The 16,428-nt window shown below is 73.1% G+C and carries 15 protein-coding genes; 12 read left to right on the top strand and 3 right to left on the bottom strand.

The features are described from left to right. Positions 1-13: 13 nt before the first annotated feature. The 7 genes from Q3W68_RS03060 (at position 14) to Q3W68_RS03030 (ending at position 7,360) form a co-directional block, all read left to right on the top strand. A complete protein-coding gene (locus Q3W68_RS03060; protein WP_302903995.1) occupies positions 14-1,399 on the top strand; it encodes an FAD-binding oxidoreductase in 1,386 nt (461 codons plus the stop codon). Further along, positions 1,396-2,739 carry a class I SAM-dependent methyltransferase gene (locus tag Q3W68_RS03055; protein WP_302903994.1) on the top strand — a complete coding sequence of 448 codons (1,344 nt, stop codon included), beginning with the start codon at positions 1,396-1,398 and terminating at the stop codon, positions 2,737-2,739. The genes Q3W68_RS03060 and Q3W68_RS03055 overlap by 4 nt, the downstream gene beginning before the upstream one ends. A 91-nt stretch (positions 2,740-2,830) precedes the next feature. After that, positions 2,831-3,391: a helix-turn-helix domain-containing protein gene (locus Q3W68_RS03050; protein ID WP_302903993.1), complete on the top strand. Its 561-nt coding sequence runs from the start codon at positions 2,831-2,833 to the stop codon at positions 3,389-3,391. Next, the gene (locus Q3W68_RS03045) at positions 3,384-4,211 is read left to right on the top strand and encodes an SRPBCC family protein (RefSeq protein ID WP_302903992.1); all 828 of its coding nucleotides are present in this window, start codon (positions 3,384-3,386) and stop codon (positions 4,209-4,211) included. Before Q3W68_RS03050 ends, Q3W68_RS03045 begins: the two co-directional genes overlap by 8 nt. A gap of 78 nt (positions 4,212-4,289) precedes the next feature. Further along, entirely contained in the window at positions 4,290-4,523 is a 234-nt protein-coding gene (locus Q3W68_RS03040) for a zinc-ribbon domain-containing protein (protein ID WP_302903991.1), read from the top strand. Between the two features lie 264 nt (positions 4,524-4,787). Continuing rightward, complete coding sequence (locus Q3W68_RS03035) at positions 4,788-5,858, top strand: hypothetical protein (protein ID WP_302903990.1); 1,071 nt, start codon at positions 4,788-4,790, stop codon at positions 5,856-5,858. Further along, the gene (locus Q3W68_RS03030; protein WP_302903989.1) at positions 5,855-7,360 is read left to right on the top strand and encodes a hypothetical protein; all 1,506 of its coding nucleotides are present in this window, start codon (positions 5,855-5,857) and stop codon (positions 7,358-7,360) included. The genes Q3W68_RS03035 and Q3W68_RS03030 overlap by 4 nt, the downstream gene beginning before the upstream one ends. 10 nt (positions 7,361-7,370) lie before the next feature. Here the strand turns inward: Q3W68_RS03030 and Q3W68_RS03025 are convergent, their stop codons facing one another. Then, on the bottom strand, positions 7,371-8,324 hold the full coding sequence (locus tag Q3W68_RS03025) for a S41 family peptidase (protein ID WP_302903988.1): 954 nt from the start codon (positions 8,322-8,324) through the stop codon (positions 7,371-7,373). A 77-nt stretch (positions 8,325-8,401) separates the two neighbouring features. On the opposite strand from Q3W68_RS03025, the gene Q3W68_RS03020 reads away from it, so the two are divergent. The 5 genes from Q3W68_RS03020 to Q3W68_RS03000 all read left to right on the top strand — a co-directional run bounded on the left by Q3W68_RS03020 (position 8,402) and on the right by Q3W68_RS03000 (position 13,245). Further along, a complete protein-coding gene (locus tag Q3W68_RS03020; protein WP_302903987.1) occupies positions 8,402-8,896 on the top strand; it encodes a transcriptional regulator in 495 nt (164 codons plus the stop codon). 129 nt (positions 8,897-9,025) lie between these two features. Next, entirely contained in the window at positions 9,026-11,305 is a 2,280-nt protein-coding gene (locus Q3W68_RS03015) for a bifunctional diguanylate cyclase/phosphodiesterase (RefSeq protein ID WP_302903986.1), read from the top strand. A gap of 129 nt (positions 11,306-11,434) precedes the next feature. Then, positions 11,435-12,067, top strand: a complete 633-nt coding sequence (locus Q3W68_RS03010) for a hypothetical protein (protein WP_302903985.1) — start codon at positions 11,435-11,437, stop codon at positions 12,065-12,067. 107 nt (positions 12,068-12,174) lie between these two features. Further along, positions 12,175-12,933: a MerR family transcriptional regulator gene (locus tag Q3W68_RS03005; RefSeq protein ID WP_302903984.1), complete on the top strand. Its 759-nt coding sequence runs from the start codon at positions 12,175-12,177 to the stop codon at positions 12,931-12,933. 27 nt (positions 12,934-12,960) lie between these two features. Then, positions 12,961-13,245, top strand: coding sequence for a putative quinol monooxygenase (locus Q3W68_RS03000; RefSeq protein WP_091418876.1), 285 nt, complete (start codon positions 12,961-12,963; stop codon positions 13,243-13,245). A gap of 7 nt (positions 13,246-13,252) precedes the next feature. Here the strand turns inward: Q3W68_RS03000 and Q3W68_RS02995 are convergent, their stop codons facing one another. Together Q3W68_RS02995 and Q3W68_RS02990 are read right to left on the bottom strand one after the other, a co-directional pair. Then, complete coding sequence (locus tag Q3W68_RS02995; RefSeq protein ID WP_302903983.1) at positions 13,253-14,764, bottom strand: SLC13 family permease; 1,512 nt, start codon at positions 14,762-14,764, stop codon at positions 13,253-13,255. Positions 14,765-14,786: 22 nt separating this feature from the next. Further along, a complete protein-coding gene (locus Q3W68_RS02990; RefSeq protein WP_302903982.1) occupies positions 14,787-16,328 on the bottom strand; it encodes a gluconokinase in 1,542 nt (513 codons plus the stop codon). Positions 16,329-16,428 lie beyond the last annotated feature (100 nt).

Genomic DNA, 16,428 nt, shown 5'->3' with positions numbered 1-16,428 from the left:
GTAAGGTGATCTCATGCACGCTGTCCGTGATCATGAACGGGCGGTGGACACGCTGCGGCGCTCCTACGCCGCGGTGCCCGCCGGGGAACCCGTACGGCTGGCCAAACAGACCTCGAACCTCTTCCGGCCGCGCTCCGCGCCGCGTACCCCCGGGCTGGACGTGAGCGGCCTGACCGGGGTGCTCACCGTGGACCCGGCGGCCCGCACCGCCGACGTGCAGGGCATGTGCACGTACGAGGATCTGGTCGACGCGACGCTGCCGCACGGCCTGATGCCGCTGGTCGTGCCGCAGTTGCGCACCATCACGCTGGGCGGCGCGGTGACCGGGCTGGGCATCGAGTCCACCTCCTTCCGCAACGGTCTGCCGCACGAGTCGGTGCTGGAGATGGACGTGCTCACCGGCGCGGGTGAGATCGTCACCACCCGGCCCCGGGGCGAGCACGCCGACCTTCATCGGGCCTTCCCGAACTCGCTCGGCAGCCTCGGCTACGCGACCCGGCTGCGCATCGAGCTGCAACCGATCCGCCGTCATGTGTCGCTGCGCAACATCCGGTTCACCCGGCTGGAGGAACTGGTCGACGCGATCGGCGAGGTGGTCGCCAAGGGTGCCTGGGGCGGTGAGCCGGTCGACGCCATGGACGGGGTGGTGTTCAGCCCCGGCGAGGCGTACCTGGTGCTCGGCACGTTCACCGACGAGGCCGACGAGCGTCCGTCCGACTACACCGGCCAGGAGATCTACTACCGCTCGCTGCGCCGGCGCACCCGGGACGCGCTCACCGCGTACGACTATCTCTGGCGCTGGGACACCGACTGGTTCTGGTGTTCGGCGGCGTTCGGGGTGCAGCACCCGGTGGTGCGGCGGCTGTGGCCGCGGCGCTACCGGCGCAGCGACGTCTACCACCGGATCGTGCGGCTGGAGCACAGGCACCAGGTGGCCGCCCGTGTCGACAGGTGGCGGGGCCGCCCGGCCCGGGAGCGGGTCGTGCAGGACGTGGAGGTCCCGCTCGACCGCACGCCCGAGTTCCTGCGCTGGTTCGCCGCGAACGTGGGCATGACGCCGGTGTGGCTGTGCCCGCTGCGGCTACGGGAGCCGTCCGGTCCCGGGTTGGCGAAGGCGTGGCCGCTATATCCGCTCCAACCGGGCGAAACGTATGTGAACATCGGCTTCTGGGGAAGCGTGCCCATCGCGGCCGGCGCCGCCGACGGCGACGTAAACCGCCAGATCGAGCGCATGGTGTCGGAGGTGGGCGGCCACAAGTCGCTCTACTCCGACGCGTACTACGACCGGGGCGAGTTCGACCGGCTCTACGGCGGGGACACCTGGCGTGCCGTGAAGGACCGCTACGACCCGGACCACCGACTCACCGGACTGTACGAGAAGGCGGTATCCCGAGCATGAGTCTGACCGACCGAACACCGGGGGCGGCGAGCGCCCCGGCCGGCCCGCCGGCGGGCGGGCGGCGTACCGGACCCACAGTCGCGGACGTGGTCCGCGCGGTCACCACCGGCGACCTGCCCGTCCGGGTCACCGGCTACGACGGCAGCGCGGTGGGCCCGGCCGACGCCGGGATCACCCTGGCGATCCGCACCGAGCGGGGCCTGTCCTATCTGCTCACCGCGCCGGGCGACCTGGGCATGGCACGGGCCTACGTCAGCGGCGACCTGGGGCTGGAGGGCGTGCACCCGGGTGACCCGTACGAGGCGCTGCGGGTCATCAAGGACGAGGTGCCGCTGCGGCTCCCGGCGATGAGCGAGGCGCTCGCGCTGGTCCGGGGGCTGGGCTGGGGGCGGCTGCGCCCGCCGCCGCCCCCGCCGCAGGAGGCGGCACCGCGCTGGCGGCGGCTGATGACCGGCCTGCGTCACTCGCGTACCCGCGACAGCAGCGCGATCTCCCACCACTACGACGTGTCGAACGCCTTCTACGAGAAGGTGCTCGGCCCGTCCATGACGTACACCTGCGCGGTCTTCCGCAGCCCCGGCGACACCCTTGAGGAGGCGCAGCGGAACAAGTACGACCTGGTCGCCGGCAAGCTGGCGCTCAAGCCCGGTATGCGGCTGCTGGACGTCGGCTGCGGCTGGGGCGGCATGGTCCGGCACGCGGCCCGGGAGTACGGCGTCAAGGCGCTCGGTGTGACGCTGTCGAAGGCGCAGGCCGACTGGGCGCGCGCAGCGATCGAGCGGGAGGGGTTGAGCGAGCTGGCCGAGGTGCGCCACCTGGACTACCGGGACGCGCCGCGCGAGCAGTTCGACGCGATCTCCTCGATCGGGCTGACCGAGCACATCGGGGTGCGCAACTACCCGGCCTACTTCGGTGCGCTGCGCTCCCGGCTCAAGCCCGGCGGGCGGCTGCTCAACCACTGCATCACCCGGGCCGACAACCGGGCGCCGCACCGCTCCGGCGCGTTCATCGACAGGTACGTCTTCCCGGACGGCGAGCTGGCCGGTCCGGGCCGGCTGATCAGCGAGATCCACGACGCCGGGTTCGAGGTGCACCACGAGGAGAACCTGCGCCAGCACTACGCGCTGACGCTCGCCGGCTGGTGCCGCAACCTGGTCGAGCACTGGGACTTCTGCGTCGGCGAGGTCGGGCCCGGCACCGCCAAGGTGTGGGGCCTCTACATGGCGGGCTCGCGGCTGGCGTTCGAGCGCAACGGCATCCAGTTGCACCACGTGCTCGCCACGCACAACGGCCCGGAAGGGGTGAACGGGTACCCGCTGCGTCCGGACTGGACGCCCTGACGCGACGTACCCACGAAAGGCCGCGCGGACCGCGCGGCCTTTCGTCGAAGCCATTGACAAAGAAGCTTTGTACGTACAAACTGATTTTGCCATGAGAGACGTCCTGTATCTGGAACAGCGCGAGCAGGCCGAAGCCCTGCTCAAGCCGCAGCGCATCGAGGTGCTGCGGCAACTGGCCGAGCCCCGCACGTGCACCGAGGTCGCGGCCCGGCTGGAGCAGACGCCGCAGCGCGTCTACTACCACGTCAAGCAGCTCGTCGCGGCCGGGCTGGCCGAGCAGGTCGCGCAGCGGCAGGTGCGCGGCATCACCGAGGGCATCTACCAGGCCGCCGCCCGGTCGTACTGGCTCTCACCCCGCCTCGTCGGCCGCATCGGCGGCACCCGCCGGGCCCGCGACGAGCTGAGCCTGGGCTACCTGCTCGACCTCATGGAGGAGGTCCAGGCCGACATCGCCGCACTGGACCGCACCGCCCCCGAACTGCCGTCCATCGGCGTCTCCGGTGAGATCCGGGTGCCCGCCGAGCGGCGGCAGGAGTTCCTGCACGACCTGCAGACGACCCTGCAGGACCTGTTCACGCGCTACGGCGGCGCCGAGGGAGACGCGTTCAAGCTCGCCGTGGCCTGCTACCCGAAAGGCGACACGCATGACTGAGCCGATGACCATCCGCGCCCGCCTCGCCGCGCCGGTCGAAACCGTCCGCCGGGCCCTGACCGACCCCGCCGAGCTGCGCGTCTGGCTGGCCGAGCACGCCGAGGTCGAGCTTCCCCGGCGGTACGAGTTCTGGGGCCGCTACACGCCCGAAGGCGACGCGCCGCACCAGCGACTGCTGCACGCCGACGACCGGACGCTGCGCTTCGCGTGGACGCTCGACGGGGTGGAGACCACCACCGAGATCGAGCTGGAGCCCGACGGTGACGGCACCATACTCACGCTGCGGCAGAGCCACTTCGACTACGAGGAGGCGATGAGCGGCAGCAGCATCCGCGGCGTGCTCCAGACCTACTGGTACCTGGCGCTCGCCAACCTCAACGACCACCTGGACGGCCGGCCGCTGCTGCCGCGTACCGACTTCACCTCCGCCGACCTGCGCGGTGAGCTGCTGATCGACGCGCCGATGGACAAGGTGTGGACGTCGCTCACCGACTCCGAGCAGGCGGGTGCCTGGTTCGGCTACCCGGTCGGCATCGAGCCCTGGGAGGGCGGCCGGTACGCCATGGGCGGCTTCGACGCCGGTCAGGCCGCGAAGGTGTTCGACGTGACGCCGGGACGGGGGCTCTCCATCGACTGGGGACCGACCGGGGTGACCTCCTGGGAGCTGGACGAGTCCGAGGGCCGGACGAAGCTGACGTTCGTGCAGTCCGGCTTCGACGAGGGCAACCCGCCGTACGGCGCCTGGACCGGCATCGTCTCCGGGTTCGCCGAGCTGCGGCGCTTCCACGAGGTGCCGGACTGGAAGCCCATCTGGGTGTAAGGAAGGGCCCCCTCTTAACGCCTCCGGTAGAGGAGGGGGCCCCTTTTAACACGGGCCTCGCGTGGGTAATGCCGGGCGATGTTCTTCATCTTCGGGCTGCGGACCAAGGTCGTCCGTTCCGGCGTCGTCACCGAGGTCTGCCGCAACTGCGGCAACCAGGCCGCCCAGGTGATCACCCGCCGCGTCACCAAGTTCAGCCTCTTCTTCATCCCGCTCATCCCGCTGCGCACCCGTTACACGCAGCAGTGCACCTTCTGCGGCGCCCAGTACGACATCTCGCGGTCCGAGGCCGAGCGCCTCCCGGTCGGCTGACCGGTGACCCGTTTCCTCTGCTGGCTGATCGGCCGGCAGCCGGCCACCCCGCCCGCCGTACCGGTGCACACCGCCGCCCGCCCGCCCTGCACGCCAGGCCGCCGGCACCGCCGTCGGCGCCGTCGGGTGGCGGGAGCGCAGTCCCCGCGCTCGCCCTGGAACCGCTCTGCCGACCGCTGACGGGTGCGGTCCGCCGCCGTGTCAACAAGGGGCCCTTCCTCTACCGGAGGCGTTAACAAGGGGCCCTTCCTTACACTTCATCGGGTGGAAGATCGGCTGGCACAGATCCGGGGTGGTGGGCCGCCCCGGCGCCACAACGCCCGCACCATCGCCGCGCTGACCGGCAATCCCGGCTGCACCCGGCGGGCTGTGCTGGACAGCGCCGGCGCGGACAAGCCGGCGCTCGCCGAGCAACTGGGCTTCCCGGCCCGGTTCGGCCAGTCCCGTTTCGCGATCACCCGGGGCAACGCCTTCGAGGCCCAGGTCAAGGCCGACGGCGGAAAGGAACTGCTGCGCCTGGTGGCGGAACGGCTCGGCGTACCGGTTCCGACTGATGCCACCTGGACCGATCTCGGCGCCGACGACGACCGGCCGGAGCGGTCCCGGGCGGCGCTGACCGCGAGCGGCGACGGTCCGGCGCTGTTCGACCACCCGCTGCTCGGCCTGGACGTGGCGGGCACCCGGGTGCACCTGGAACCGGACCTGGTGGCCGCCCGGCTCGGCGGCCGGTTCCACGTCGTGGAGATCAAGTCGTTCCCGGTGATCGACGGGCAGGCCGACCCGGGCAAGGTCGCCGCCGCCGCGATCCAGTCCGCCGTGTACGTGCTGGCGTTGCGCGAGCTGCTCGCCGCCGAGGGACGCGACCCGGAGCTGGTGTCGCACGAGGTGGTGCTGGTCTGCCCGCGTGACTTCGCCAACCAGCCGGTGGCCGGCCTGCTCGACGTGCGCCGGCAACTGCTGGTGCTGCGCCGTCAGCTGGCCCGGATGGCCCGGGTCGAGGAGCTGCTCGCCGCCGTACCGGCCGGGTTCACAGTCGACCCGGCGACCGATCCGGCGACGCTCGCCGCCGCGCTGCACCGGGTGCCGGCGCGCTACGCGCCGGACTGCCTGGCCGCCTGCGAGCTGGCGTACTTCTGCCGGCACGAGGCACGCGGCCAGACGGGCGCGCTGGGCCGGCCGGTGCGTGAGGCGCTGGGCGGCGTGGAAGATGTCGCCGACGTGCTGGCGCTCGCCGAGGGCGTGGCCGCGCCCGAGCCGGAGCAGGCGGAGGCGGCCGCGCTGCTGCGGGCCGCCGCGCGCCTGCGCGCCGACGCCCTCGCCGGACACCCCGCGTGAGTACGCTTCGCGCGCTCGCCCGGGCGCAGGCGGTCGCCTCCGGGCGGGCACAGCCGGTGGCCACCGTCCGCCACCTGCACCTGTCCGACCGGCCGCTGGTGCTGGTGCCGCTCGCGCTGGCCGGTGAGGCGAACGCCCCGCTGGCCGCGATGGTCGGTGCCGCGCCCGACGAGGCCCGGCTGCTGGTGGTGCCGCAGCCGCGCAACCGGGACCAGCGGTTCGCGTTCGCGGCCGAGCTGGCCGGAGTCGTGCTGCCGTACCTGGACGAGTTCCGCGACCTGACCGAGGCGGTGCCGGTGGACCGGGGCCGCGACGTCCGCCACCGGTATGTGGACGCGCCGCAACTGCTGGTGCCGAACCCGGCCGGGATCACGTTCCTGCGGCTGTTCGGCCGTTCCACCCGGTTCCGCCGCACCGACGGCGACTATCCGGTGCACCAGTCGGTGCCGCTGCTCGGCCGCTGGCTGACGTTCTTCGCCGAACGCGCCGAGCAACCCGGCTCGTCGGCCCTGCTGGCGCTCACCGACGCGCTGACGCTGCACTGGGCGACCGGTCAGAGCGTGGTGGAGGACCTGCATCTGCCGGCGGTGCTGGGCTGGCTGGACCCGCCGGCCGGGTTGACCGGCGCCGAGGCGGCGGCCCGCGCCGAGGACCCGGCACGCTGCCCGCCGGCCGGGCCGGCCACCGACCCGGACTTCGACAACCGCCGGCTCGCCCCGGCGATCGAGGCGTACACCCGGGCCGGGGACGACCCGGCCGCCCGCGCGGCCGCGTACGACGAGCTCGCCGGGTTGCTGCGCGACCAGCTCGCGCCCACCTGGGAGCTGATGTGGCGCGGCGTGGGGCTGCTGCGGACGCTGCCGGCCGGCGCGCGGGTGACCGGCCGGTGGGCCGGTGACCGGGACGCGTTCACCGCGCACGCCGAGCACGTCGACGCCGGGGGCGGCCCGCAGCCGCGCCGCGACGGCGCGGTGGCGGCGGCGCTGCGGTTGCAGCGGCTGGAACGGGCGTCGACCGCGTGGGCGGTGCAGCGCGCCTACGACGATCCGCTGGTGATGGCCGAGCACCGGCTGTCCGGGGAGGCGTTCGTCGGCGAGGTGACGCTCGCCGACCCGGCGCGGGTGGACGACTCCGGCAAGCGGCCGGTGCTGCGCCCGCGCATCCAGGTGGTCACCACCGAACCGGTGCCGATGCCGGTCGGCGCGACGCTGTACTCCCCGGCCCGCTCGGGCCAGAAGGCGAAGATCGTGTTCGTGACGCCCGGCGGCGACGGCAAGACCGAGGTGGTGCTGGAACTGTCCGGCGGGATGGGCCGGGGGCTGACCGCGCCGCCCGGCAGCGTCCCCGAGGTGGGCGAGCGGATCTGCCTGACCAGCCTTTCCGACGGCTTCCTGCCGGGCGGCGCGTTCCCGGCGCCCGAGGAGACGCCGTGGACGCACGGCGGGCCGCCCGGCACGGCCGCCGCACCGCAGGACCCGGCCCCGGCGGAGGACTGGTCCTGACCGGCGCGGCTCAGCCCAGGGCGGCGAGGGCCGTCCGCGCCTCGGTCGCCGTCGGCCGGTCCGGGTCCGCCGCCAGCAGCGCTTCCAGGCTCCGGCGGTACGCGACGTCGTGTGCCCGGTCGGCCGGGGTCTTCACGTCCGGGGCGACGCCGCAGCCCTCCCAGTTCGTGCCGCTCGCCGCGTGCACGGGCCGGGCCACCGGCACCGTCAGTTCCAGGTGCGGGTGCAGCCGGTGCCCGATGCGGGGGTGCGCGCCGCCCCTGGTCGTCTCGCCGACCACTGTGGCCCGGCCGAACTGCTGAAGGTCGTACGCCAGTTCCTCGCCGCCGGAGAACGTCGCCGGACCGGTGAGCACGTGGACCGGCTTGTCCGGCGCGTACCGGGGGACCGGCAGCCAGGCGGCGCTCCAGAACTGGCGGGTGGCGCCGGAGCGTTCGTGCATGGTGTGCAGGTGGGTCGGCTCGGCGAAGAACCAGCCGCAGAGCAGCGCCACCCCGTCCGGGCTGCCGCCCTCGGTGCCGCGCAGGTCGAGCAGGAGCGCGTCGGTGCCGGCGAGCAGCCGCAGCGCGGCGGTCAGCGCGTCGCCGGCCAGGTCGGGCGGGAACACGTACGGCTGGATCTCCAGCAGGCCGACGTTGCCCGGTAGCCGTTGCACCCGGGTGACGCCGCCCATGCCGAGCGCGGCGAGGCGCTCGAAGCGTTCGCCGGTCGGGTCGTCGGCCTTGTCGGACAGTGCCTGTTCGTGGTGCTTGAGCCGCAGGTGAAGGTCGCCGTTCGCCGACTGGAGGTCGGCGGTGACGAGCGCGCCGAGCGTGGCGGCGTCGCCCGCACCGGCGTACGCCCCGGCGCTCAGGCGCTCACGCAGGTGGCCGGCGATCCGGTCGGCCGTGTCGGGAAAGACGTACTCCTCCGTGACCAGGCCGGCGGCCCGCTCGACGATGCGCGTGATCTCGTTCGAATCCATCGGTTCCCCGTTCTCGTGGTGGAGGAGAAGTAGAGCAGCCGGTTGACAAAGCGTCAAGAGAATTAGACGCTTTGACGGTGACCGACGACCTGGAGATCCACAGCCCGGCACACTTCAAGGCGCTGGCCCACCCGTTCCGGCACCGGCTGCTCTTCGCGCTCGGGGCCGGTCCGGCCACGATCAGCCAGCTCGCCGCCCGCCTCGGCGCGGCGAAGGGCACAGTGGCCCACCACCTCGGGGTGCTGACCGAGGCCGGTATGGTCCGCCCGGCGCACAGCCGCCAGGTCCGGGGCGGCACCGAGCGCTACCACGAGCGCACGTTCCGCCGCCTCGGCGGCATCGACACGGACGGCGCTGCCACGGCCGCCCTGCTGGGCGCGTTCGCCGAGGAACTCGCCGGCGACCCCGACCCGTTCATGCACCTGCGGCACCTGCGGCTCACCCCGGCCCAGGCGCAGCGTCTTCGGTCCACGCTGGACGAACTGGTGGGCGAGGCCGAGGAGGCGCCACCGGGACAGGCGCGCTACGGCGTCCTGGTCTCCCTCTACCGGCACCCGCCCGCGGTCCGCTGACCGACAGTTGTCGACTCTGGCGGCCGTCCCCGGCGCTGACTAGGCTTGCGCCGTCCGTCGTCCGGTCCTCGTCGCCGAGGGTGCACGTCTGGAAGAGAGCCGGAGCGCATCGTTGTATCCCAGCACGACGTGAGCCTCGCCGCCGCGGCGCCGGCCCGTCATCCGCTCGTCGGCCGTGTCGGACTCGTCGCGGCCGCTGTCGTCGTACTCGGCGAGATGGCCTGGCTGGCCGCCCGGCTGCCCGGCGCGGCGCTGGTCAGCGACCTCGGCGCGATGGCGGTGTCGAGCTGGGCGGCGGTGCTCTGCGCCCGCGCGGCGCGCCGACAGCCGGCCGCGTTGCGCCGGTTCTGGGAACTGCTCGCCGCCACCATGGCCCTCGCCGCGCTCGGCCGTGCGGTGTGGACCGTGGAACGACTCGGTGGGCTCGGCCTGCCCCACACCCCACTGGTGGCGGGCCTGTTCGCCGCCGGCATCGTCACCGGCACCGCCGCGCTGCTCTGCTCCCGCACCGGCCCGCGCAGCGTGATCGGCCGGGCCCGCACCCTGCTCGACGGGGTGATCGTCGGGCTGGCCCTCATCCCGATCGGCTGGGTGGTGGTGTTCCACCGGATCACCGACGCCGAGCTGGCCGACCCCATGCGGACGTTCGGGCTGCTCTACCCGATGTTCGACCTGATGCAGCTCACCATCCTGGTGGCGGTCGCCGGTCCGGGCCGGCCGATGTGGCGGGCGCTCACCGTGATCGGTGCGGGCCTGGCGATCCGGTCCGGCGCGGACGCCGTCTACGTCTCCCTGGTCGCACGCGGCGACTACACGCCGGGTCACCCGGTCGACGTCTGCTGGCCGCTGAGCTACCTGCTCGTCGGCCTGGCGACCCGCTATCCGCCCCCGACCGACGGGGACGGCGAGGACGACCTGGTCGACTCGCCGCTGCCGCCGTGGTGGCGGGTCGCGCTGCCGTACCTGCCGGTGGGCGGCGCGATCGTCGCGGTCCTGCTGTCGCGGCAGCCCAGCGGGCAGACGCCGCAGGTGGTCTTCGTCGGCATGATGGGCCTGCTCGGGGTGCTGGCGCTGCGTCAGGGGCTCGCCGCGAACGAGAACCTACGGCTGGTCGGCCGGCTGCGCCGGCTCGCGTACTCCGACCAGCTCACCGGCCTGCCCAACCGGCTGACGTTCGTACGACGGCTGCGGCGCGCGTTGCGCGCGGGTGGGCCGGTCTCCGTGGTGCTGCTCGACCTGGACGGCTTCAAGCAGGTGAACGACAGGTTCGGGCACGCCGCCGGGGACCGGCTGCTCACCGCCACCGCCGAGCGCATGCGGAACGCGGTCGGCCCGGACGGGATGATCGCCCGGCTCGGCGGTGACGAGTTCGCGGTGCTCGTGGCCGGGGAACGCCAGGTGTCGCCCGAGGGGCTCGCGGTCCGGCTGCTCGCCGCCCTGGAACCGTTGCCCGGCGAGGAGGATCTCGGCGTCCACCCGTCGGCGAGCATCGGCATCGCCGAGTACGGGCCGCAGCACACCTCGCACACCGACCTGCTCCGCGACGCCGACATCGCCATGTACGCGGCGAAGGCGGCCGGCAAGGCCGCGTACCGCACGTGCACGCCGGAGCTGCGCGAGTCGGCGGTCAGCCGGGCCGAACTGATCGCCGACCTGCGGCGCGCGGTGGACGAGGGTCAGCTGCTGATGGAGTTCCAGCCCATCGTCGACCTGGACACCGGCACGGTACGCAGCGCCGAGGCGCTGGTGCGCTGGCGGCACCCCCGGCTGGGTGTGCTGACCCCGGCGCGGTTCCTGCCGCTGGCCGAGGAGACCGGGCTGATCGTGGCGATCGACAGGTGGGTCATCCACGAGGCGTGCCGGGCCGCTGCGACCTGGCGGGAGCACGCGCCGGACGTGACTGTCGCGGTGAACATCGCCGCCGCCCACCTGTGCCGGCCCGACCTGATCGCCACTGTCACCGGCGCGGTGGCCGCCGCCGGGCTGCCGCCCCGCGCGCTCACCCTGGAACTGACCGAGTCGGCGCTGATCGAGGGCAGCGAGTCGGTGCTCGACCGGCTGTCCCAGCTGCGCGACCTCGGCATCCGCATCGCCATCGACGACTTCGGGACCGGCTACTCCTCGCTGAGCTACCTGCACCGCATCCCGGCCACCGAGCTGAAGATCGACAGGTCGTTCGTGTCCCGGCTGGACGCCGGGGACGCCCGCGCGTACGCCACTGTCGAGATGGTGAACCGGCTGGCCGGCGCGTTCGACCTGGCCGTGGTCGCCGAGGGCGTGGAGACGGTCGCGCAGCACGCGGCGGTCACCGCGATCGGCTGCCGGCAGGGTCAGGGCTGGCGGTACGGCCGTCCGGCCGCCCTGCCGGACCTGCTTCCCGCGTTGTCCGGAGCGGGCACCGAGCGCTGACCGGCCCGGGTCCGGGGGGCCGAAGGTCCCGGACGGGACAGGGGATTCGACCCTGCTCACCGGCGGTCCGCCACGGCCATGATGGTTCTCGTCAACAAGACGAACACACCCTCCACATGGGAGCTCGATATGAAGCGACGGACGCTCGATCTGCTGTTCAGCATCGGTGGGCTGGGCCTGGCGGTCCTGCTGCTCGTCGTCGGCGTCGTCCTGACGACGAACGCCAACTTCGCCAACGACTACGTACGCGACCAGCTCGGCGCGCAGCACATCACCTTCACCCCGGCGGACAAGCTGTCCGACGAGGAGAAGAAGTCGGACTGCCTGCGCGAGTACGCCGGCCAGAAGATGACCACCGGCAAGCAGGCCGAGTGCTACGCCAACGAGTACATCGGCCTGCACCTGAAGAACATGGCCGGTGGCAAGACCTACGCCGACCTGGGCGAGCCGCAGACCGCGCTGCGTGAGCAGGTGGCCCAGGCCGAGCAGAGCAACGCCGCCAACCTGGCCGACCTGCAGAAGCAGCTCGCCGAGGTGACCGCCCAGCGGGAGACCGTGTTCAAGGGCGAGACGCTGCGCGGCCTGCTGCTCACGTCGTACGGCTTCAGCGAGTTCGGCCGCAAGGCCGAGCAGGGCGCCCTGGCCATGTACCTCGGCGCGGGCCTGCTCCTGCTGCTCTCGGCCGCCGGTCTGGTACACGCCTTCCGCACCCCGGCCAACGCGACCTTCGCCGCCCCGGAGAAGGAGAAGGTCACCAATTGACCGCACCGACGACGCCCCCGGCCGATCCTGGTCGGGGGCGTCGTCGTGTCCGGCTTGACCCTCACGCAGCGGGAGGCGGGAGTCTTGGTCGCGGAAGGGAGGGAACCATGGCGTACACGGTGGGTCAGGTGGCGCGGGCGGCCCGGGTGACGGTCCGGACGCTGCACCACTACGACGAGATCGGGCTGCTGCGGCCCAGCGGGCGCACGCCGGCGGGTTACCGCCGCTACGACGAGGCCGACCTGGACCGGTTGCAGCTCATCCGGTACTACCGCGAGCTGGGGTTCCCGCTGGAGGAGATCGCCGCGATCCTGGACGACCCGGACGCCGACCCGGTGGCGCACCTGCGCCGGCAGCACGAGTTGCTGTCCGGTCGGATCGGGAAGCTCCAGGAGATGGTCGCGGCGATCGAACACGCGATGGAGGCGAGGACGTTGGGGATCCAGTTGACGCCGGAGGAGCGGTTCGAGGTGTTCGGGGACTTCGACCCGGACGAGCACGCCGAGGAGGTCGAGCAGCGCTGGGGCGACACCGAGGCGTACCGGCAGTCGCAGGAGCGCGCGGGTCGCTACTCGAAGGAGGACTGGCTGCGCAACAAGGCGGAGAACGAGGACTGGGGGCGGCGGTTCGCCGCGCTCATGGACTCGGGCGCGCCCGCTGACAGCCCGGAGGCGATGGCGCTGGCCGAGGAGCACCGGCAGCTCATCACCAAGTGGTGGTACGACTGCCCGTACGAGATCCACACCGGCCTGGCCGACATGTACGTGGCGGACCCGCGGTTCACCGCGTACTTCGAGACGCTGCGGCCCGGGATGGCCGCCTACCTGAACGAGGCCATCCACGCCAACGCGATCACCCGCGCCTGACCCGGAGCCGGTGGCAGGATGGCCGGCATGCTCATCGTCGCCGGCACCCTCTACGTCGATCCGGCCCGGCGGGACGCCTACCTGGCGTCCTGCGAGGCCGCCGTCCGCGCGGCCCGCGCCGCGCCCGGCTGCGTGGACTTCGCGGTCAGCGCGGACCTGGTCGAGCCGGGCCGGATCAACGTCTACGAGCGGTGGGAGTCAGACGAGCAGTTGCTGGCGTTCCGGGGCTCCGGACCGGAGGCCGAGCAGGTGACGGAGATCCTCGGCGCCGAGGTGCACAAGTTCCGCATCTCCGGCGTCGAGGCTCCCTGACCCGTCGCTAGATGAAGACGTCGAGCAGCAGGACGCCGAGGAAACCGACCACCGAGATGATGGTCTCCATCACCGACCAGCTCTTGATGGTCTGCCCCACGGTCAGCCCGAAGTACTCCTTCACCAGCCAGAAGCCGGCGTCGTTGACGTGGGAGAAGAACAGCGACCCACAGCCGATGGCCAGCGCCAGCAACGCCACCTCGGGGCCGGCGAGCGTGGAGGCCAGCGGCGCGACGATGCCGGCGGCGGTGATGGTGGCGACGGTGGCCGAGCCGGTGGCGACCCGGATGCCGACCGCTACCAGCCAGCCGAGCAGCAGCGGGGAGAGGTTCGCGCCCTCGGCGGCGTCCGCGACCAGGTCGCCCACGCCGGCGTCGACGAGCACCTGCTTGAAGCCGCCACCGGCGGCGACGATCAGCAGGATGCCGGCGATGGGCGGCAGCGAGCCACCGAGGAAACCGGAGACCTGGGTACGGCTGAAGCCGGACCGGTAGCCCAGGAAGATCATGGCGAAGATGACGCCGGCCAGCAGGGCGATGATCGGGGTACCCACGATGTCCAGCGCCTTGCGGCCGGCGGTGTCCTCGTCGAGCGTCAGCTCGCCGATGGCCCGCAGCAGCATCAGCACCACCGGCAGCAGCACCGTGACCACTGCCGCCCACAGCGCGGGGGAGCGGCGGGAGCGCCGCCCGGCCGGCTCGTCGATCGCCCCGCCGGGCCGTCCGGTGCCCGGGTTGACCAGGTCGTCGTCGGTGACCAGGTCGCCGTCGGCGTCGAGCCGGCCGTCACCGGGCCGGGTCGGGCTGCGGTCGTCGGCGGCGTCGCGCCGGGTCGGCAGCAGCGCGGCCGGGGCGGTGGCCGGCACGTACCGGGCGATGAAGTTGCCGAAGACCGGGCCGGCGATGATCACCGTGGGGATGGCCACCAGGAGGCCGAGCGCCAGCGTCTGACCCAGGTTGGCGCCGAGCGCGTCGATCGCCACCAGCGGCCCGGGGTGCGGCGGCACGAGGCCGTGCAGCACCGACAGGCCGGCGAGCGCGGGAATGCCGATCTTGATCAGCGGGACGTTCACCCGCAGCGAGACGAGCAGCACGATCGGCACCAGCAGCACCACGCCGACCTCGAAGAACAGCGGCAGGCCGATGAGCGCGGCCACACCGGCCATCGCCCAGGGCAGCGCGGTTCCGGAGACCCGCCCGACCACCCGTTCCACGATCCCGTCCGCCCCGCCGGACTCGGCCAGCAGGCCGCCGATCATCGCGCCGAGCGCGATCAGCAGGCCCACGCCGCCCACCGTGGAGCCGACGCCGCCGCTGAACGAGGTGACGATCTTGTCGACGGGTACGGCGGCCACCACGCCGAGCACCGCGGCACCCAGGATCAGCGCCAGGAAGGGGTGCACCTTGCCCCAGGCGATGAGCACCACCACCGCGGCGATGCCCAGCAGGGCCGCGAGGACGAGCTGGGTGTCACCGGCGTTCGTCAGCGGTTCCGCGGGTGCGGCGAGCAGTGTGACCACGGCTATCACGCCCTTCGGTCGGTCAGCGGGGTGGTGCGGTGGGTGGTGGTTCCGGCGGCAGGCTCGGCGCCATCCGCCGCAGGGACGCGAACGTGGGTACGAGCGCGTCGTACAGCTCGGAGAAGAGGGGAAGAAGTGCCGCGTACGTGGCGGCGGAGGCGGGGTCCGGGCGGACCGTCTCCTCGATCCGGACCAGGTCGGCGGCGACCTCGATCGAGGAGATGAGGCCGAGTGCCTGCATGCCGAGCAGCGCGGCGCCGAAGCCGGACCCCTCGTGCCCGGCGGGGAACCGCACCGGCATGCCGAGCGCGTCGGCGAGGATCTGCCGCCACAGCGCGCTGCGGGCGAAGCCGCCGCTGGCGCGGATCTCGCGCACCTCGTTGCCGGCCGCCCGGACCGAGGCGAGGACCAGGGCGAGCTGTTGGCAGACACCCTCCAGCGCGGCCCGGACCAGGTGCGCCCGGCCGTGCCCGTGGGTCAGCCCCACATACGCGCCGCGGGGCAGCGCGCTCCAGTGCGGCGCCCGCTCGCTGAGCAGGTACGGCAGCATGATCAGCCCGCCGGAGCCGACCGGCGCCGTGGCGGCCAGGTCGAGCAGCTCCTCCTCGGCGTGCTCGCCCAGTTCGGGGGCGAGCGCGTCGTTCGCCCACTGGAGGACGATCCCGCCGTTGTTGATGGCGCCGCCGACCACCCAGCGGTCCTCGGTGAGGGCGTAGCAGAAGACGCCGCCGAGCGGGTCCACGCCGGGGCGTTCCACCATCACCCGCATCGCGCCGCTGGTGCCGATCGAGCAGGCCACCACGCCGGGGCGTACCGCGCCGAGCCCGAGGTTCGCCAGCGGCCCGTCGCCGGCGCCGACCACGAGCGGGGTGCCCGCCGGCAGGCCGGTGGCCCGCGCCGCCTCGGCGGTGAGCCCCGGCAGCACGTGGGTGGTGGGTACGAGCTGGGGAAGCTGCTCCTCGGTGATGCCGGCGACGCGGAGCGCCTCGGTGTCCCAGGCCAGCTTGTGGATGTCCATCAGGCCGGTGGCGGAGGCGACCGAGTGGTCGGTGACGAGCGCGTCGGCGAGCCGCCGCAGCACCAGATCCTTGATGCCGACCCAGTGCGCGACCCGCTCGTGCAGTTTCGGTTCCTGCTCGGCGAGCCAGACGAGCTTGGGCAGCGGCGCCATCGGGTGGACCGGGGTGCCGGTGCGCCGGTGCAGGGCGAGCCCGGACGGCGCGGCGCGCAGGCGCTCGGCCTGGACGCTGGCCCGTGAGTCGGCCCAGGTGATCGACGGGGTGAGCGGGGTGCCGTCGGCGTCCAGCCCGATCAGGCTGTGCATGGCGGTGCTGAACGACAGGCCGGCGATCGGCTGGTGCAGCTCGCCGACCACCGCCCGGATCGACCCGACCACCGCGTCGAAGATCCGTACCGGGTCCTGCTCGGCGTACCCGGGCTGCGGCTCCTCCAGGGGATAGCCGATCGAGTGGGTGGCGAGCTGCCGGCCGTCGGTGTCGTACGCGACCGCCTTCGTGCTGGTGGTGCCGATGTCCACCCCCACCACGACGGTCGGCTCCACCACCGGCCCACCTCCTCGGCGTCGACGGCGTACCCCGCCGCGGCTCACGTTACCGACGGGCTGATCCCGCCGCACGGCGAAGCGGAGAAGGCCCGCCATCGCC

The sequence above is a fragment of the Micromonospora sp. C28ISP2-4 genome (assembly GCF_030519385.1).
Taxonomy (GTDB): domain Bacteria; phylum Actinomycetota; class Actinomycetes; order Mycobacteriales; family Micromonosporaceae; genus Micromonospora; species Micromonospora tulbaghiae.
The sequence above is the reverse complement of the archived record's forward strand: the minus strand, read 5'-3'. Positions and strand labels throughout refer to the sequence as shown.